Raw genomic sequence first — 19,635 nt, forward strand, 5'->3', positions numbered from 1 at the left:
CGGCGGGGCGCGCCGGCGTCGGGCGCGGCTCGGCGGGGGGATTCTTTCGGTCGTCCATCGTGTGGTGGCTGGGTCTTTCCAAGTCTGTCGTACGGAGCGCGGATGGGCGGCATCTCGCGATGCGGCGCGGTCAGGGCGGGGCCGGTTAAGTCGAGTCGAGTCGAGTAGCGGCGGGCGTCGCCCGTTCCGTTCAGGAAGCCGAACTGGACAGCGCCTCGGCCAGCAGTCTCGGCGCGGCCCGGTGCGCGCGAAGCATGATGCTACGTCCCGCGCCCATGCTCGTCCACCGGGCATTCTTTCGGATGATTACGCGCGTTACACGCAAGCCTCGCCGGCCCGAGATGGTAGCCGACGAGCGCGCCAGTCTACGTGTTCGCGCCGGAAGGGGCGGCGCCCGATGTGCCGCCGATCTCCCGCGCGATATCCGCGACGCATTCGAGCAGGGCAGGGACGACCGTCGTGATGAGCGTGTCGTGCGGACACTGGTGCGCCGCGCCGCCGCAGTTGACGGAGTAGCGTTCCTCCGACGGCCCGACGAAGCCCGCCGCGACCGCGTTCAAGCCATGATGCCATTCGCCGAGCGATATCGCGAAACCGCGGCGGCGGGCGTCGTCGAGACCGCGCTGCAATCCGCCGGAGATGGCCGGCCAGTCGTCGCCGGATGCGGTCTGCAAACTGCGAATCAGCGCCTGTTGATCTGCGTCTGACAGCACCGAGAGATACGCGCGCCCGACTGCCGTGCGGCTCAGGTCCATCCTGCCGCCGACTTCCAGCCGCGAAACCAGCACGGCGGAGCGCGGCCGAATCGCGTCGATGACCACCATTTCGAGCCGGTCGCGCACGGCCAGGTGGACGCTCAGCCCGGTCATTTCAGCGAGCGCGATCAGGAACGGCCGCGCCCGCGCCCGGATATCGAAGTTGCGCAGAAAGCCGTTGCTCAGTTCCAGCACGGACGCGGTCAGCACGAAACGCTCGCTGTCGGGCAGACGCAGCAGCAGTCCGGCGCCGACGAGCGTCGCGGTGATCCGGGACACGGTCGGCTTCGGAATGCCGGTCCATTCGGTCAGTTCGCGGTTACTGACGGGCGCGTCGGCGGCGGCGATACGGCGCAGAACGTCGAGTCCGCGCGCGAGAGCCATGACTTCGTCGCCATCCTTCTCTTTGATCTTTTCCCGGCTCGACGACCGGCCGCTCATCGTGGGCATTTGTTTTTGTGAAACATCGTTTCGAAGTCTGAGTGGAACATTCCAATCAGGCGACGCCTGAAGCTTGCAAGCGATGCAAGCACCGATGATAAGCCGTACGATCGATGTAGCTCTAATGCGGGTCTGTTTCGCCACAGACCTTCCGGGCATATGCCCGGACGCTGAAATTTTGCTTGACCTGGGCAGTGATCCCGGAAAAAATGGAACCCGATTTCGAAAGGGCTGGGCGACGTGCGCGACCGCTTACCGCTCCAACCTTCGAATACAGGCTCTCAGGTTCTAGCACGGCCCTCGGAATGGCTAGAACTTTTAAGGCGCCACGGAAACGTGGCGCCTTTTTTTTCGTCCGTCGTTTTTGTGAGTATGGCCCGAATATACGCGAAAACCGAATGCAGCGTTTATGGAACTAACGCAAAAGCGCGCCGCCCCAAAGCGAGTCAATGCAGTTCGGTGAACACGCGGCGCTGTTTGAGCAGCAGTTTGCCGCGCACGATCCAGTAGAGGCTCGCCGCGAGCAACGCGGACGCGACGCAAAGCACCAGAAGCGGCGACACGCGCTCCGGCGCGGGCTGGCTGGTCGCGACTAGAAGGGCGGCAAAGAACGCGCCGGCAGCCTGACAATAGGAGCGTTTGGCGAGCATGCGGCGCATGCGGTGTGTGGTGAAACGGGAGACGGGCGGGCGAGTGAACGGCTCAAACAGCATCAGCCCTGCGACGAGGGCGACGGCGAAATTCATGTAAATCATGGTGGGACTTCGGTAGGAGGGCGAGACTGCGGCGAATATAGACCGGCGCGAACGATGTCAGAACCAGAAGTGTCCTAAATGTAGAGGGAACATTCTATTGGCTGTGTTACTCCCTCGCCGCGTCGCAGTAGTTCGCTTGTGATGCAAGCTTTGCGGGTCGCCGCGCGCGGACAGCGTATGATGTCCGCCGTTTCGGAGTGCGCCCGACGCGCACGCAGCGAGCCACGCGTATCACGCATCACGCATGAAGCAGGAGGCTGGACCATGCAGACCCTATCGATGACCCCGATTGCCCGTATCGCGCTCGCCCTCACGGCGCTCGCCGTGCTCGCCGCGTGCGAAAAACACGACGCCACCGCCGGCCAGGCCGCGAGCGCCTTGAACAACCTCGCCAGCCAGACGACGCAGAAGTTCGATCAGGCGGCGAGCTACGTTGGCCAGAAGGTCGATGACGCGAAACAGTCGGCACAGCAGAACATCGATCGCGCCGGCTCCATGCCGGATCTGTCCGCGAGCGACGTCGCCGCGTCGGCGCGCGCCAATCTGCAGAGCGCGGCGCGCTTGACGAACGCCGCCATCGCGGATGCCGCTAGCGCGACCGGCGCGGGCTTGCAGACGGCTGGCCGCAAGCTGCAGAACTGGTCGGCGACAGACGTCGGCGCATCGGGCGCGCAGGCGTCGGGGTCGGATTCGGCGAGCGGATCCGCCGGCACGCGCACGGACATGGACAAGTAACGGCGCGTTTTCAGGAGCCGCGCGCTTAACATTCGGTTACGTCGATGTTGCGCGGCGCGCGCAGGCCAGCCGCTAAACTGGCGGTCTTTCGGAAATCGAGACCGTTATGCAACCACGCAAGCTCGCGGATCGCGGCGCGCTGGCGTTCGTCGCGATATCCCGGATCTCCGCTTTCGCGCTGCGGCGCGGCCTACAGCCGGCGGGCATCCCCGGAATCCGTGCGATATCGTTCCTGACGACGCTCATCTTCGCCGCGCTTTTTTCGCTGACGATTCCCGCCGCACAGGCCGCCCCGGCGCTCAATCTGCCTTCGCTTCAGGAACTGATCGCGCCGCCCGCGCCGGCAGCGGCGTCGCCGGATGCGGCGTCGAGCCCTTCCGCGCCCGGTCCCTCGGATGCCGACATGGTGCGCTCGCTCGACACCGTCATTTCCACGCTCGACAGCGACCGCCAGCGCAGCGCGCTCGTTTCGCAACTGAAGAAGCTGCGCGACGCGAAGCGCGCCGCCGAAGCCGCCGCAGCCGCGCCATCGAACGCAGCCGCCGCGCTGCCCGCATCCGCCGACGCCGTCACCGGCGCTAGCTCGTCGACGACCGCGACGAGCAGCCCAACGACGACCGCCACGACGAACGCGGCATCATCGGTGGTCGCGGCGATTGCGCAGAACGCCGGTTTGCTCGGCGCGATCGCGTCGGCGTTGACGAGCATCGAAGCGGACGTGAAGCGCGGCAAGACGCCGCTCGCCTATTGGGGCGGGCGCTTCAACGCGGCGGGCAACGAGTTGTTCACCATCGTCACGAGCCAGAGCCGCGAGCCGTTCGGCCGCACGCTCTTCAATTACTTCGCGATGCTCGCGGGCTGGGGCGCCTGTGCTTTCCTGCTCGTATCGCTGCAGCGGCGCGTGCACAGGCGCTACGGCATCGAAGCCGCGCTGCATTCGAATCCGACGACACGCGAACTGCTGCTTTTCACCCTGCGGCGCGTGGCGCCCTACGTCTTCGCGTTCGTCGCCGCGCTCACGTTCGCGCACATGATGCCGCAGTCGCTCGGCCGCACGCTCGCGATGGTCACCGCCTACGCGATCGTCGCGGGCGCGGTGTTCTCCGCGATCTGCCTCATCATGTTTTCGCTCTTCGGCTCGGCGCACCGGCGCGTCGCGGTGAACGTGCTGATCCTGCACGCGCGGCGGCTTTTGTTCGCCATCGGCACGTTCGGCGCGCTCGGCGATGCCGCCGCCAACTACGACGTCGCGCAGCAACTGGGCACCAATCTGTCCGCGCTCATTTCGACGTGCGCCAACATGGGCGCGGCCGGACTCACCGCGTACTTCGCGCTGGCGTTTCAGCGGCCCGTCGCCCATCTGATACGAAGCCGCACTTACGAGCAGCGCAACACGCGCAAGGCCGCGACCGAAACGTTCGAAGTCGTCGCGTCGTTGTGGCAATTGCCGCTCTTGCTGCTGGCGTCCGCTTCGGTGGTGGCGACGCTCGCGGGCATCGGCACGTCCGAGAACGTCCTGCAAATGGCGATCGCGACCGCCGGCTTGCTCGTCGTCGCGTTTTTCCTCTCGGCCATCGTCATCCGCATCACGCGGCCGAAGTCGCGCAAGCCGCGCCGGCAATCGGCGTACGTGCGGCGGCTCGTCAAGTTCGTCGGCACGATGATCGTGGTCGCCATATGGCTCGCGTTTCTCGAACTCTCGTCGCGCTTCTGGGGCTTTTCGCTCGCGGACATGGTCGAGCGCAGCGTGACGGCGCGCGGCATCGCGCACGCGGTCAGCATGATCGTGCTGACGTTCTTCGTCGTGTGGCTGGTGTGGATTCTGATCGACACGGGCATTCAGGAGGCGCTCAAGCCCGATTCGGCGCGGCGCAGCGGGCGCGGTCCGAGCATGCGCGCGCGCACGATGCTGCCGCTCTTGCGCAATGTCGTGTTCGTCATGCTCTTTCTGATCGCGGCGATCGTGACGGCGGCCAATCTCGGGCTGAACGTGACGCCATTGCTCGCCGGCGCGGGCGTCATCGGGCTCGCGGTCGGCTTCGGTGCGCAATCGCTGGTCGCGGATCTCATCACGGGGCTTTTCATCATCATCGAGGACACCATTTCGGTCGGCGATTCGATCGAAGTGGAGGGCGGCCACGCGGGCATCGTCGAGAGTCTGACGATACGCACCGTGCGTCTGCGCGACGGGCAGGGCGCGATCCACGCGATTCCGTTCTCGCAGATCAAGACGGTGAAGAATCTGTCGCGCGATTTCGCTTACGCGGTGTTCGAAGTGCGCGTGCCGTTCTCGGCGGATGTGGATAAGGTGACGGAGATGATCCGCGAAGTCGGCGCCGAGCTCATGGACGACGTGCGCTACAGGCGCGAAATGCTGGGCCCGGTCGAAGTCTGGGGACTGGACCGGTTCGATCCGAACTGGATGGTCGTCAAAGGGCAGATCAAGACGCGGCCGCTTTTGCAATGGAGCGTCGCCCGCGCGTTCAATCTGCGCATCAAGCGGAAGATGGACGACGCCGGCATGGAGATTCCCGTGCCGCAAATGCACGTGCAGATGTCGCGAAACGGCGGTGGCGATGGCGCGGGCGATGCGGCCCACGCGGCGAAGGCCAAGCGCATCTGGGTCGACGAAGAGCCGCCGCTTGCCGACGCCGAGCCCGGCCCGGCGGCGGTGGCCAGGGCCGTGGACGTATCGCACGAACCGCGGCCCGCGCCGCCCGCCACGGACCTTTCAGTGCCAATCCCGCCGCAGATCACGACGGCACCTGAGCCCGGCAAGAGTTGAGCGGGACTTGCCGCTCAGGCGGCGAGAAGATCGTTGACGTGCGTGGCGATAAGCTCGCCCGCCACGCCGTAGATATGAATCGACACGGCCCGCGTCGTGGCATCGGCGGGATTCGCGAGTTGGTGGATCGCGCCGCGTCCGGCATCCGCGTACGACACGGCGCCGGCTTCCTGCGGATGACGGCGCGTTTCGGCGGCGCAATGCGTGTTCGTATCCCAGCGATACAGCGTCTCTTCGAGCGCGCCGTCGATGACCGCATAGCCGCACCACGTCCGATGCGCATGCACGGGGCTCGACTGCCCCGGCTCCCAGACGAGCGCGGCGATCGCGTATCGGCCGAGCGGGTCGGCGGCGAGCAAGTGCCGCTGGTAAGTCTGCGGGCTGCCGGTGCGCTGATCGGCACGCAGCAGCGCCGGATCGGCGATCGCGCGGGCAAGCGCGGCATACACGCGCACGCCGAACGAAAGGCCGCCATCGGATTGCGCCGCATCGAGCGCGTCATCGATTTCGCGACAGAGGCGGTTGACGGCAGGGTTCCTGTCAGCGGGGCAATGCAGGCTGGGGCGGCGGCCCAGTTCCAGTTTCATGATGCGTGCGCGCGGTGATTTCGATGATGAATTTATACCGGCTTGCATCCAGAAACGGTTTCCATATAATTCCGCTCGGAGAAGCAAAAATAGAAAATTTTCCTATCGGGGGTGCAGTATGGGAATGGACCTCATCGACCGCAAGCTGTTGGAACTGTTGCAAGGCGACGTGACAATGCCTATCGCCGAACTGGCTTCGCGGGTCAATCTGTCACAGACGCCGTGCTGGAAGCGCGTGCAGCGGCTAAAGGAGACCGGCGTGATTCGCGCGCAGGTCGCACTGTGCGATCCGAAGAAGCTCGGCGTCGGCACGACGGTCTTCGTCGCGGTTCGCACGAATCAGCACACGCAAAGCTGGGCCGACGATTTCACGCGCGCCGTGCGCGATATCCCGGAGGTGGTCGAGGTCTACCGGATGAGCGGCGAGACGGATTACTTGCTGCGCGTGGTGGTGACGGACATCGACGATTACGATCGCGTCTACAAGCAGCTGATTCGCGCGGTGCCGCTCTACGACGTCAGTTCCAGCTTCGCGATGGAGCAGATCAAGTATTCGACGGCGCTGCCGGTGCGGCCCGCCGCCGACGCCTGAGCGCGTAGGGCGCGCAAGAAAAAGCCGCCCGGGGAGGGCGGCGCAACACGTCCGGTCACTAGGTATTCCGGTCTTGCCCCTTGCAGCCCTCGCCGGAATCGAACGCGCATGGAATCGCGTTGAGTATGGTCAATCGGGCGTGCTTCGTTCAAGCGGGCCGATGCAGCAGAGAATTTCGCGGGCGTCGCTCGCAGGGCGAAACGACGGAGCCGCCCCGCAATACAACTGAAAACCAGCGCGGGTACGATGCTGGCTTTATCTCGAAATCCGCAACGAGCCGCCACGCCCGCCATGACCGACGATCCTCGCCACGACCGCTCCCACTCCCCGCGCAAGAAGAATCCGACCTTGGGGATCACCGTGTTCATCGTGGTCGTCGTGCTGCTGGTGATCTTCACGCTGCTCTTCAACGCGATTCGCGACAAGCGCGAGTTCGATGAGCACAACGCGCCGCCGGCTGCCGCGAGCGATGCGCGTCCGGCATTGCCGGCCACCGGCGCGTCGCAGTAGCGCGTCGCGCTTCAAGCGGGCAGATGAATCTGCGCCGCGTCCTTACGAATGAGCGCCGACGCGGTGAGCATCTGCTTGCATTGATGCGCGAGCAGTTTCAGATCTTGAATCGCATCGGCGGGCAGGCTTTGCGCGCGTTCCGCTGCGGCGACCATCGCATCGAGATCGCGGCGCAGTGCCTTGATCGCATCGGGCGACGCCGCGCCGTCTTCCTCGGACACGACCGCCTGCGCTTCCGACAAGTTGTCCCGCACAATCCGAAACGCGCGCTGCACGGGCTCGAACGACTGGCCATCCGCATCGTTGAGCGACTGCAAGAGCGGCGCAGCCGCCGTGATCTGCGACGCGAGCACGTGACTTTGCACGAGCAGATCGTTCAGTTCGGCGACATATTTTTGCTGCGCCTTCGGCTCGAGCATCATGCGCTGGAACGCTTGCGCGAGATTGGCGAACGCCACGTGCACGTTCTTGCGCGCGAGGCGATAGCGGAAATCGCGGTCGAGCGCGGTCGCGACGACGGTCGCGGCGGCGGATGCGCCCTTGCTCGCGGTCGCTGCCGTGCTTTCGCCGATGCCTGCCGACGACAGCCGTTCGGCCGTCGCGCTCGCGGTCTTGATCGCGCTTGCCGCGACGGCTTCGACAGCGATCTGCGGCGCGGCGTCGGATAGCTCGGCGGCGGCATCGCCGGCGGCCGGGGCGGGTTGCATGGACGAGGCGAAAGCGGCGCGCGCCTGGCCGTCGGCGAAGGCGGCGCTCGGCACGCCTGACGTGCTCGACGCGGCAGTCGTGCGCGCCGCGCCCGCTGTTGCCTTCGCCTTCCAGCTCCAGCTTGCTTCCAGATAATTGCGCGTCGCGGCGAGCAGATCCTTGACGAGCTTGCCCATCAGCCGATATTCCCAGTACGGAAACAGATGGCTCGCCGCAATCGCAATCGCGCAGCCGACGACCGTGTCGATGGCCCGCTCGCCGATCAGCCGCAAGCTGCCGGGCGCGAGCAGATGGAACATCAGCAGCACATAGCTGGACGTGAACACGACGCTGCCCGCGTAATTGAAAAGCAAGAGGCTGTAACTCATCACCATCGACGCGAACATGGCGACGAGCAGGACGCGCGGGTCTTTCACGAGCAGGATCAACGCGATGGTGACCGCGCAGCCGATCGCCGTGCCGATGATCCGCTGCGTGTTGCGCTGCTTGGTCAGCGAATAGCCGGGCTTCAGGATGATGACGGTGGTCATCACGATCCAGTACGCGTTGGTGAGCGGCAGGAGCCTGCCGAGCCAGAAGCCGACGCCGACCGCGATGGTCACGCGCAGCGCATGGCGAAAGCTCGGCGACGCCATCGTCAGATTCGAGAAAATCTGCCTGAACGGCACGCGCCGGCTCGAGATGAAACGCGAGAGCGCGTGGTCGATCTGCAATTCCGTTTCGGTCGGGCTTTCGTCGCGCGTGCGGCGGCGCATCTTGTCGATGAGACGCGTCGCGCTCCAGAGCCGCCGGAACACCGCCGCCGCTGCGGCATACGCCTCGGGATTTTTCTCCGGCAGCGCGTGCTTGCGCATCAACTCCAGTTCATATTCGATTGCGCGTAGTTCCGCCTTCGTGCTGATCTGCTTCGGCGCGGGGCGATTTTGCAGCACCGCGAGCCCGATCTCCTGCAGGTCTTCGCCCGCCTTGCGCATGAGGTCGCGATAGAACACGAGCACGTCCGAACCCGCGAAGGTCTTGCGCACGAGCGGATAGTCCGTATGCGCGCCGACAAAGAACTCGTGCAGATCCACGACGTTGATGAAGAGATTGAAAAGCCGCGCGCGACGGGCATCGAGCTTGCCGCTTTTCACCTTCGGCAGATTGCGCAGCACGATTTCCCGCGCGCCTTCCTGCTGCTCGACCGCCGCAATCTGCTTTTCGATCAGCTTTCGGTAGCACTCGTCGAGATCGGCGTCGCTGTCGTAGAACTCGGCGCGCGCCTGAAGATACTCCGCGCAACTGAACATGCTCTGCGCGAGCGCCTGCTGCTCGATGCGATAGACGAGCAGGTGCGAGACGAGCGTTGCCCAGTACGTGTACCAGAGCCCGCCCAGCAGAATCCACGACGCGTTGATGAGCGCCTGCATCGGCGTGAAGTGCTCTTCCAGCGTCACGATCATCATGAAGAGCGTGGCGAAGCTGATCTGCGGCCAGCGGTTGCCGTAGACCACGATCAGCGAGAGCACGAACGTGAGCGGCACCACGGTCAGCCAAAGCGTGAGCGGATGGGCCGTCGCGATGCCGGTGGCGAGCGCCGAGATGAAGCCGATGAACGTGCACGCCAGCATCTCGTTGTGCTTGTGCTTGAGCGGCCCCGGCATATCCACGACGCATGCGCCGAGCGCGCCCGTCGCGATGGTGAAGCCTAGTTCGCGGTTATGAAACACCGTGAGCATGAGCACCGCGGGCAGCGAGATGCCGAGCGCGCAGCGCAAGCCGCCAAAGAAGTACTGGCTGTAAATGAACTTCCTGATTTCGAACGAATAACGCATCGACTTCCTGTCTGGACGCTCGGGGGCGGGCAAGGGCGTTGTCGAGTCTAACCCAACTCACCGAGCCTTCGGACCTTGGCTGAATGGCCGAGTTCTCGGCACGCACGACCCTTTGCTATGCTGGCGCTTGATTTGACAAAGCTTTGCTTTTTGCGGCTTTGAAAGCGCATTCCGACCGCCTTCCATGCTCGAACTCTTCTACTCGAATCGCCACGAAACGCTCGCCGCCGCGCTCTTCGAAGACCTCGACGCCTTCGCCATGCGCGAGAGCGATCCGTTCGCGAGCGAGGCCGTGATCGTGCCGAGCGCAGCCGTGCGCCGCCGGCTGGAACTCGACATGGCTGAGCGTTTCGGCATCTGCGCGAACGTGCAGTTCTGCTATCTCGCGCAGTGGCTCTGGGCGCAAATCGGCCGCGTGCTGCCGGTGCCCGCGCATTCGCCGTTCGCGCCGGACCGGCTTGCGTGGCGTTGCTATCGCCTGTTCGACGAACCCGCGTTCCGGCAAGCGCCGCGCCTGTCGACGTATCTGAACGCCGCCGACGATTCCATGCGCTACGAACTCGCGCGCCGCATCGCGACGGTGTTCGATCACTATCTGACTTATCGGCCGGAATGGCTCACGCACTGGCAGGCGGGCGGCTCGATCCTCGCGGGCGGCGGCGCGCACACCGAGGCGCGCGGGCCGCATCTGGTTGGCGCGAGCGACATCCAGCGCCAGGACGAAAACTGGCAGGCGGCGTTGTGGCGCGCGTTGCTGGAAGACCTCGCATCGCCCGATGAAGAGCATGACGCAAAGCACGACCCCACGCCGCCCGCCTACCGCTTTCTGGCGGAAGCGCCGCGCTTCGATCTCGATACCGCGATGCGCGCCGAGTGGCCGCGCCGCATCAGCGTGTTCGCGCTGCCGACGATGCCGCCGCTGCACATCGCGCTGCTGCGCGAGCTGTCGCGCTGGATCGACGTGCGCATCTACGCGCTCAATCCGTGCCGCGAATTCTGGTTCGACATCGTGAGCGAGGCGCGCGTCGAGCAGTTGCAATTGAAGGGCGAGGCGGATTTTCAGGAAGTAGGCCATCCGCTGCTGGCCGAATGGGGCCGGCAGACGCAGGCGCAGCTTCATATGCTCAACGAACTCACCGAAAGCGCGGCGTCCAGCGAGCGCGAACTGTTCGAGGAGAACCCCGCGCCCACGTGGCTCGCACGCGTGCAGAACGGCATCCTCTCGCTCGACGAAGACAACGCCTCGCCTCGGCCGGAAGAGATCGTCGATACCGGCGTCGAAGTGCACGTCTGCCATAGCCTCTCGCGGCAACTCGAAGTGCTGCACGACCGCCTGCTCGACTGGTTCGACTCGATAGAAGGGCTCGAGCCGTCCGATGTGCTCGTCGCGTTTCCGGATCTCGCGGTGGCCGGCCCGCTCATCGACGGCATCTTCGGCACCGCGCCGGCGGGCGCCAGCAACGAGCGGCGGCGGATTCCGTATCGCATCACGGGCTTGCCGCCGTCGCAGGCGAATCCCGTCGCGCGCGCGATGCTCGACTGGCTCGCGCTCGCCGAGCGCGGCGTCGGCGCGCCGGAGCTGATCGAATGGCTGCGTGTCGATGCCATCGCCACGCGCTACGGCATCGACGCGGCATCGCTCGAAACGGCGCAGGAATGGCTCTCGCAAGCGGGCGCGCGACGCGGGCTGCGGCCCGGCGAGGTGTCGAGCGAACACGTGCCCGCCGCGCGCCACACGTTCGCGGACGCGCTCACGCGGCTCTATCTCGGCTACGCGCTGCCCGGCGGCGGCGCGCCGGTCGCGGACTGGTTGCCGGTGGAAGGCCCGCAAGGCTCCGAAGCGGAGTTGCTCGGGCGCCTCACGCGCTTCATCGACGACATCGACGCCTTCGCGAAAGCGATCGAAACGCCGCGCGACGCGCGTGCATGGGGCGATTTGCTGCTCGACGCGCTTGCGCGCTTCTTCGATGCCGGCGTCGCGTTCAACGACACGATCGGCGACGTGCGTCACGCCATCGACGCGCTGATCGTCGCCATCGGCGAAGGTGCGCGCGACATGGAAGTGCCTGCTGCCGTGATCCGCACCGCGCTCACCGATACGCTCGACGATCCGGCGCGCGGCGGCGTGCCGTGGGGCGGCGTCACGTTCTCGTCGCTCACGAGCCTGCGCGGCTTGCCGTATCGCGTCGTGTGCCTGCTCGGCATGGACGACGGCATGCTGCCGAGCCTCACGCGCGCCGACGAATTCGACCTGATGGCGAGCTTCGGCAAGCTCGGCGACCGCCAGCGGCGCGACGACGAGCGCAATCTCTTTCTCGACTTGATGCTCGCCGCGCGCGACCGGCTGATGATCGCGTACACGGGCCGCAGCATTCGCGACAATGCCGTGCTGCCGCCCGCCGCGCTGATCGACGAACTGCTCGATTATCTGGCGCAGGCGGTTGCCGGCAAGCATGCCGCGCCCGACGCGCTGCGCGCGGCGCGCGCGTTGTTCGTCCACGAGCATCCGCTTCAGCCGTTCGCGCCCGAGTACTTCGAGCCGGGCGGCCGGCTCTTCACGTACGAGCCCGAGCGGGCGGAACTCGCGCGCGCGCTCGCGGCGGGACGCACGCAGGGCAGCCCGCCGTTTTTCGCCGCGCCGCTGCCGGCGGAAGACGACGAAGACATCGTCGCGTTCGACGACTTCGTGCGCTTCTGGCGGCACCCGGCGCGCGCGCTGCTGCGCGATCGCCTGGGCATTGCGCTCGTCGATGCCGACGCCGAACTCGACATCACCGAGCCGTTCGAGCTCGGCTTCGCGGGCCGCGATGCGCTCGCGGCGCGCGTGCTGCCGTCGTTGCTGGACGCGGCGGACGATACCGCCGCGCGGGCCCGCGAACGCGCCCGCCACGTCGCGCGCACGAGCCCCGAGATGCCCGGCGGCGCGACCGGCGCGGTCTGGCAGGCGCGCGAGATGCACGCGCTCGCGCATCTGGCGGACCGCGTTCGCGTGTCGGTCGCGGAAGGCGTGACGCGGCTGCCGTTCGTGCTCGACATCGCGCCGCGCTGGCCCGACACCGCAGGCGTGCCACTCTTCGCAAAGTATGACGATGCGCTCATCGACGAGCGGCCGTTCACGCTCGCCGGCACGCTGAATCGCCTGACGCCGCAAGGGCAGGTGATCTACCGCTACGATCAGCCGCGCGCCCGCGATTACCTGTCGGCGTGGCTCGCGCACCTCGTCTACTGCGCGGCGCTGCCGGAGGGTCCGCGCCGCACGGTGTGGCACGGGCGCGGCGCGCAGTCGGCCGATTTCGAACTCGCGCCCGTCGCCGATCCGCTCGCGCATCTCGGCACGCTCGCGGCGCTGTATCGCGCGGGACGGCGCATGCCGCTGCGCTTCTTTCCGAAGAGCGCATGGCTCAAGCTGACGGAAGGCGATGCCAAGGCGCAGGCCGCGTGGGAGTCGGAACGCACGCGCGCCGAAGCCGACGATCCGGCGTATCGCATCGCGTTTCGCGGTGAGCCGCTCACGCTCGACGAACGCTTTGCGACGCTCGCGCGCATCGTGTTCGAACCGCTTCGGCAGCATCTGCGGGGCGGCGCATGACCACCCTTACTCACGCCGTGAACAACGAAACCGTGCAGGAACTCGACGTCTTCGACTGTCCGCTCGATGGCGTCAACCAGATCGAGGCGTCCGCCGGGACGGGCAAGACCTGGAACATCTGCGCGCTGTACGTGCGCCTGCTGCTGGAAAAGCAGTTGAGCGTCGAGCGCATTCTCGTCGTCACGTTCACGAAGGCCGCGACCGCCGAACTGCACGAGCGCATCCGAACGCGGCTCGCGGGCGTCGCGCATGCCATCGAAAACGGCGATGCGGCGGGCGATCTATTCATCGAGCGGCTCTTCGAAACGACGCTCGACCAGTTGGACCCGGAGGAGGCGCTGCAACGCATCCGCATCGCGCTGCATAGCTTCGATCAGGCCGCGATTCACACGATTCACGCCTTCTGCCAGCGCGCGCTGCAGGAAGCGCCGTTCGCCGCCGCGATGCCGTTCGCGTTCGACATGGAAGCCGACGACAGCACGCTGCGCTTCGAGCTTGCCGCCGATTTCTGGCGCGAGCGCGTGGAGCCGGCGGCGGCGCGTGTGCCTTCGTTCGCGGCGTGGCTCGTCGCGAAGGGCGCGGGGCCGGCATCGCTCGATGCGCAGCTTGCGCGCCGCCTGAAAAAGCCGCTCGCAACGCTGCGCTGGGGCGATTCGGCCGAGGCGCTGGCCGCGGAAGCCGCCGACGCAAAGGCGCTCTTCGACGAAGCCTGCGCGCTATGGCACGCCGAGCGCGACGCGATCGCGAAGCTGCTCTTCGACGCCGAAGCGATGCTCAAGCAAACGTCGCACAAGCGATCGATGATCGAAGCGGCCATCGACGCCTGGGCCGACTATTTCGCCGATGCGGACTGTCACGCGCCGCCGCCGAAAGACGCGCTGAAGATCACCGCGTCGGCGCTCGCGAAGGGCACGAAGGTCAAGCACACGCCGCCCGCGCATCCGTTCTTCGAGCACGCGGAGACGCTCGCCGCGGCGGCGGCGGCGGCCGAAGCCTCGCAGCGCGCGCTGTGGCTCGATATCGTGCGCGAATGGCTGGCGTACGCGCCGGCCGAGCTGTCGGCGAGAAAGCGCGCACGCCGCGTCGTCTCTTTCGACGACCTGCTCTCGAACCTGCATCACGCGCTCGTCAAACATGCGTGGCTCGGGCAGGCGCTGCGCGAGCGTTATCCGGCGGCGCTCATCGACGAGTTTCAGGACACGGACCCGTTGCAGTACGCCATTTTCAATCGGGTGTTCGCGCCGCACGGGCCGCTTTTTCTCGTGGGCGACCCGAAGCAGGCCATCTACAGCTTTCGCGCCGCCGATTTGCACACGTATCTCGCGGCGCGCGCGGGCGCGAGCGCGCGCTACACGCTCGCGGTTAATCAGCGGTCGACGGCGCGCATCATCGAGGCGTGCAACCGCGTGTTCGGCGCGAATCCGTCGGCGTTCATCCTGGAAGGGCTCGACTATCAGCCGGTGCGCGCGGGCACGCGTTCGCGTGGGCCGTTCGTCGATGCCACGCCCGCCGCCGCGTATTCCGACACCGCGGATTTTTGCGTGTGGATGCTGCCGCACGGTGAGTCGGCGCTCTCGAAGGCCAACGCGCAGCGCGATGCAGCGCAGGCGTGCGCCGCCGAAATCGCGCGGCTCTTGCGCGGCGCGCAACGCGGCGACGTGCGCATCGGCGACGCGCCGCTTCGCGCCGGCGATATCGCCGTGCTCGTGCAGACGCATCGGCAGGGCAGCATGGTGAAGCGCGTGCTGGCCGCGTGGGGCGTCGGCAGCGTGGAGCTGGCGCAGGCGTCCGTGTTCGGCTCGCTCGACGCCGAGCAGATCGAGCGCGTGCTCGCCGCCATCGACACGCCGGGCGACTTGCGACGGCTGCGCGCCGCGCTCGCCACCGACTGGTTCGGTCTCGATGCCGGCGCGCTCTGGCGTCTCGAACATGCAGTTTCCGCAGCGGATGCCAATGACGGCCCGAACGACTCGACGAGCTGGGTCGAGCGTTTCTCGCGCTATCGCACGATCTGGCACGAGCGCGGTTTCGCGGTGATGTGGCGCACGCTGACGCGCGAACTGTCGATCGCCGCGCGCCTCGTCACGCGGCCCGACGGCGAGCGCAGGCTCACGAACATCAACCATCTCGCCGAACTGTTGCAGGCGCGCTCGGCCGAGCAGCCCGGCATCGCGCCGACGCTGCGCTGGCTCGCCGCGCAGCGCGCGCAGCAGGGCGGCGGCGAGGACGCGCAACTGCGGCTGGAATCGGACCGCAATCTCGTGCAGATCGTGACGGTCCACAAGTCGAAAGGGCTGGAGTACGCGGTCGTGTTCTGCCCGTTTCTCAACGACGGCGCATCGCGCGACGCGGCGAAATCCGGCTTGCCGGACGCGAAGGAGTATCACGACGAAGCGGGCGAAGCGGTGCTGCACTATGGCATCGACGAGGACGAATCGAAGGAGGTAAGCGCCGCCATCGCCCGCGAGCAGGCGGCGGAACGCGCGCGGCTCGTCTACGTGGCGCTGACGCGGGCGGTGTATCGCTGCTACGTGGTCGCGGGCGTGTATATCTCGAACGTCTCGAACAAGTCGACGAAGGAGTCGCGGCGAAGCGTGCTCAACTGGCTCGTCGCGGGCGCGGGGCAGGACTTCGACGCGTTCTGCGACGAGCCGCCCGACGAAGCGGGCATCGTCGCGGCGTGGCACGCGCTGGAGGCGCAGGCCGATGGCGCAATCGGCGTGTCGCCGCTGCCCGTCATCGGCACGCGCGAGCCGCTCGACGCCGATGCCGCCGGCACGCACGAGATGACGGCGCGCACCAACCAGCGTCTGTTGCGGGACCGCTGGCGCATGGCGAGCTTCAGCTCGCTGATCGCGGCGGGCGCGCGCGACGAGGCGAACCAGCCGCAGCCGGTCGAAGCGCGTCCGGATCACGACGAACTCGCGGATCTGAACGTGCCGATTGCGCCGGTTCTTCAGGATGCACCGCCGCGCGACGAAACCGTGCTCGCCGACGATGACATCCTCGCGTTCCCGCGCGGCGCGGCGGCGGGCGAATGTCTGCATCGCATGTACGAACTCGCCGATTTCACGCAGCCCGCGACGTGGGCCGACGCCATCGACCGCGCGCTGCGCGAACATCCGATGCCCGCGCCCGAACCGCTCGGCAAGCGCCTGCGTCCGATGATGCAGCGCCTTATCGCCGATACGCTTTCGACCGAGATCGCGCCGGGCCTGAGGCTCTCGCAGATTCCGCCGACGCGGCGCATGAACGAACTCGAGTTTCTGTTTCCCGCGCCGACGCTGGATTTCACGGCGCTGCGGCGCTTGCTGGCCGCGCACGGCTATCCCGACGTCGCGCTGGAAGCGGGCGCGTTGCGGGGCTTCATCAAGGGGTTCATCGACATGATCGTGGAGCACGAGGGGCGCTACTGGATCATCGACTGGAAGTCGAATCATCTCGGCGAGCGCGCCGCGGACTACAGTGCCGCGCCGCTTGCCGACGCGATGGCGCATCACGCGTATCACCTTCAGGCGCTCGTGTATGTCGTCGCGCTGCACCGGTATCTGCGCGCACGGCTCGCCGCTTACGACTACGAGAACCACGTCGGCGGCTATCTGTATCTCTTCGTGCGCGGCGTGCGCCCGGACTGGCGCGACGGCGACGCGCCGAGCGGCGTGCATCGGGGACGCCCGCCGCTCGCACTCGTCGAGGCGCTCGACCGGCTGATGTTCGGAGGCGCGGCATGAGCACGATCGACGTGACTGTGACGGCATCGACGGCATCGACGGCATCGCGTGTCGCGGATGAAAGCGCGGCGCTCGCCGAGGGCTTCGCGCGGCGCATGGGCGAACTGTCGCGGCGTTCGGGCGCGAGCGCCGATGCGGTCGAGTGGGCCGAACGCGCGGCGCACGCGATCAGCCGTGCGACGGCGCTCGGGCACGTGTGCATGCCGCTCGCCGCGCTCGCGCGCCGCCACGGCGAGCGTCCGCGCGAAGTACGGGATGCGCTGCTCGCGAGCGGCGTTGCTTGTCTCGCGCGCACGCAGCCGGCCATGCAGGCGGCGGATTTGCTGCCGCTTGTCATCGATGAAGACGGCCGGCTGTATCTCGCCCGTTATTTCGACTACGAACGACGGCTCGCGGCCGCGCTGGTCGAGCGGGCGCGCGCGGCGAGCGTTCCCGTGTCCGGGCAAGAGTTGTCGGCGCACGCCGGGCGCATCGCACGTTATTTCGGATCGGGCGCGGACGACGAGATCGACTGGCAGCGCGTCGCCGCGCTCGTCGCGCTGGCGGGAAGGCTGACCATCGTGAGCGGCGGCCCCGGCACGGGCAAGACGACGACCGTGGTCGGCGTGCTCGCCTGTCTGCTCGATGCCGATCCGCACCTGCGCATCGCGCTCGCCGCGCCTACCGGCAAGGCCGCGCAGCGCATGCAGGAGGCGCTGATCGAGCGCGCGGACACGTTGCCGCCCGAACTCGCGCAACGCTTGCCGCGCACGTCGTTCACGTTGCAGCGCCTGTTGGGCGTGCTGCCGGACGGCGGCTTTCGGCATCACCGGGACAATCCGCTTCCGTATGACGTGATCGTCGTCGATGAGGCGTCGATGATCGATGTCGCGCTCGCGGCGCATCTGCTGGAAGCGGTCGCGCCGTCGAGCCGGCTCGTGATGCTCGGCGACAAGGACCAGCTTTCGGCGGTCGAAGCGGGCGCGGTGTTCGCGGAACTGAGCGCACGGCCGTCGTTCAGCGAGGCGGGCGCGCGGCGGATCGCCGAGGCGCTGGGTGTGGATGAGGCGCGGTTGCGGGCGGTGTTGCCGCTGGGCGCGTCCGTGGCGTCGCTGTCCGACGACGATTTCGACGGCGACACCATCGCGGCGGCGCCTGCCTCGACGCAAAGCGGAGGCGACGGCGATCTATTCACGCCCGAAGACGCCCGACGTAACGAGCGCGCGGACCGCGCTGCGCAGGGTTCGGGCGGCGCGTTGTTGCGCACGGAGGCGGCGTCGCGCACACAAGTCGTTTTCGACGACGAAGGCTACGCAGATCTCTTCGCGACCATCGACTCGGAGCCGCACTCGGAAGACGAGCGCCGCGGTGGCGGTTGGCTTGATGAGGAAAACGAGCGCGACGGGAAGGGCGGGTGGAGCGGACCGAGCGGGCAAAGCGGACAAAGCGGACAAAGCGGACTGAGCGGGCAGAGCGAACAGAGCGAACAGAGCGAACAGAGCGAACAGAGCGAACAGAGCGAACAGAGCGAACAGAGCGGGCAGAGCGGGCAGAGCGGGCAGAGCGGGCAGAGCGGGCAGAGCGGGCAGAGCGGGCCGGGCGGGCGGAACGGGCAAAGCGGGTTGAACCAACCGAAACAACCGAACGAGCCCAGCCAGCAGAACCAGCCGAGCGAGCAGAACGAACAAAACGAACTGAACCGGCACAACGTGCCGAAGCACCACGAGCACAACAAGCCCCACGCCCCCCTCACCGACTGCGTCGTCTGGCTCGCGCGCAACTATCGCTTCGGGCTGGATTCGGCGATCGGCCGCTTGTCGATCGCAATCCGCGACGGCGATGCACAGGCCGCACTCGACGCGCTCGACATCAGGCATTCGCCCGCCACCGACGCCGCCGCGGACTCGCCGGACGCCCGCGCCGCCGTGCTCTTCGACGACGCCCACGCCGCGCTGTCCGAACGCACGCTTGCGCATCTGGCGAAAGGATTCGCGCCGTACGCCGACGCGCTCTCGACCGTGCTCGAAGCGCGGCGCGCGGCGTCAGGCAGCGCGCAAGACGACGAAGCACGGCTCTTCGACGCGCTGAACCGCTTTCGCGTGCTCTGCGCGACGCGCAAGGGTCCGCGCGGCGTCGATGAATTGAACGCGCGGATCGCGGCGAACGTGCGTGAGCATGCGGGCATCGCGCTTGCGCTCGGCGCACAATGGTTCGCCGGACGGCCGGTGATCGTCACGCGCAATGACTACGCGCTCGGGCTTTTCAACGGCGACATCGGCATTGCGCTGCCGGGCGCGGACGGCGCGCTGCGCGTCGCGTTCCGCATGGCCGACGGGTCCCTGCGCTACGTTTCGCCCGCTGCGCTGCCGCCGCACGATACCGCGTTTGCGCTCACGGTCCACAAGTCGCAGGGTTCGGAGTTCGAGCAGGCGGCGCTCGTGTTGCCGGGCAGCTTCGTGCGCGTGCTGTCGCGCGAACTGGTGTACACGGCGATCACGCGGGCGAAGCGCCGGATCGAAGTGATCGGATCGGCCGAGATCTTCGCGCAGGCGGTCAGCGCGCCCACGCGCCGCGACTCCGGCCTCGCGGCGAGAATGTCGCGGTTGATGAGCGTGAGCGGCGGGTTTAGATGACGCTCGAGTATTCGAAGGAGT

At 67.2% G+C, this 19,635-nt stretch carries 11 protein-coding genes; 7 read left to right on the forward strand and 4 right to left on the reverse strand.

Annotated elements, in window-relative coordinates; translation table 11 throughout:
• Nucleotides 1-365 precede the first annotated feature (365 nt).
• Together GV035_RS14295 and GV035_RS14300 are read right to left on the reverse strand one after the other, a co-directional pair.
• Nucleotides 366-1,205 (reverse strand): IclR family transcriptional regulator, encoded by an 840-nt coding sequence (locus GV035_RS14295; RefSeq protein WP_159835717.1) that lies wholly within the window; start codon nt 1,203-1,205, stop codon nt 366-368.
• Nucleotides 1,206-1,642: 437 nt separating this feature from the next.
• Nucleotides 1,643-1,951, reverse strand: a complete 309-nt coding sequence (locus GV035_RS14300) for a hypothetical protein (RefSeq protein ID WP_159835718.1) — start codon at nt 1,949-1,951, stop codon at nt 1,643-1,645.
• A 264-nt stretch (nt 1,952-2,215) separates the two neighbouring features.
• Here GV035_RS14300 and GV035_RS14305 point away from each other — a divergent pair, with 264 nt between their 5' ends.
• Nucleotides 2,216-2,686 (forward strand): hypothetical protein, encoded by a 471-nt coding sequence (locus GV035_RS14305; protein WP_201303975.1) that lies wholly within the window; start codon nt 2,216-2,218, stop codon nt 2,684-2,686.
• 106 nt (nt 2,687-2,792) lie between these two features.
• Nucleotides 2,793-5,471 carry a mechanosensitive ion channel family protein gene (locus GV035_RS14310; protein ID WP_159835719.1) on the forward strand — a complete coding sequence of 893 codons (2,679 nt, stop codon included), beginning with the start codon at nt 2,793-2,795 and terminating at the stop codon, nt 5,469-5,471.
• A 14-nt stretch (nt 5,472-5,485) separates the two neighbouring features.
• Here GV035_RS14310 and GV035_RS14315 read toward each other — a convergent pair whose 3' ends face one another.
• Nucleotides 5,486-6,058: a cysteine dioxygenase family protein gene (locus GV035_RS14315; protein WP_236572605.1), complete on the reverse strand. Its 573-nt coding sequence runs from the start codon at nt 6,056-6,058 to the stop codon at nt 5,486-5,488.
• Nucleotides 6,059-6,182: 124 nt separating this feature from the next.
• Between GV035_RS14315 and GV035_RS14320 the strand changes: the two genes are divergently transcribed.
• Both GV035_RS14320 and GV035_RS14325 read left to right on the forward strand, forming a co-directional pair.
• The gene (locus GV035_RS14320; RefSeq protein WP_159835721.1) at nt 6,183-6,650 is read left to right on the forward strand and encodes an Lrp/AsnC family transcriptional regulator; all 468 of its coding nucleotides are present in this window, start codon (nt 6,183-6,185) and stop codon (nt 6,648-6,650) included.
• Nucleotides 6,651-6,941: 291 nt separating this feature from the next.
• The gene (locus GV035_RS14325) at nt 6,942-7,160 is read left to right on the forward strand and encodes a hypothetical protein (RefSeq protein WP_159835722.1); all 219 of its coding nucleotides are present in this window, start codon (nt 6,942-6,944) and stop codon (nt 7,158-7,160) included.
• 11 nt (nt 7,161-7,171) lie between these two features.
• Here GV035_RS14325 and GV035_RS14330 read toward each other — a convergent pair whose 3' ends face one another.
• Nucleotides 7,172-9,682 carry an FUSC family membrane protein gene (locus tag GV035_RS14330; RefSeq protein WP_159835723.1) on the reverse strand — a complete coding sequence of 837 codons (2,511 nt, stop codon included), beginning with the start codon at nt 9,680-9,682 and terminating at the stop codon, nt 7,172-7,174.
• A gap of 184 nt (nt 9,683-9,866) precedes the next feature.
• Here GV035_RS14330 and recC point away from each other — a divergent pair, with 184 nt between their 5' ends.
• Genes recC through GV035_RS29485 form a run of 3 tightly spaced genes read left to right on the forward strand, consistent with a single transcriptional unit; the run spans nt 9,867 to nt 19,614 of the window.
• Nucleotides 9,867-13,271, forward strand: a complete 3,405-nt coding sequence (gene recC, locus GV035_RS14335; protein ID WP_159835724.1) for an exodeoxyribonuclease V subunit gamma — start codon at nt 9,867-9,869, stop codon at nt 13,269-13,271.
• Complete coding sequence (recB, locus tag GV035_RS14340) at nt 13,268-17,002, forward strand: exodeoxyribonuclease V subunit beta (protein ID WP_159835725.1); 3,735 nt, start codon at nt 13,268-13,270, stop codon at nt 17,000-17,002. The genes recC and recB overlap by 4 nt, the downstream gene beginning before the upstream one ends.
• Nucleotides 16,999-19,614, forward strand: coding sequence for an AAA family ATPase (locus GV035_RS29485; protein ID WP_236572606.1), 2,616 nt, complete (start codon nt 16,999-17,001; stop codon nt 19,612-19,614). Before recB ends, GV035_RS29485 begins: the two co-directional genes overlap by 4 nt.
• Nucleotides 19,615-19,635: the final 21 nt, after the last annotated feature.

Origin of the sequence: Burkholderia sp. 8Y, assembly GCF_902506145.1 — a bacterium.
Lineage (GTDB): Bacteria > Pseudomonadota > Gammaproteobacteria > Burkholderiales > Burkholderiaceae > Caballeronia.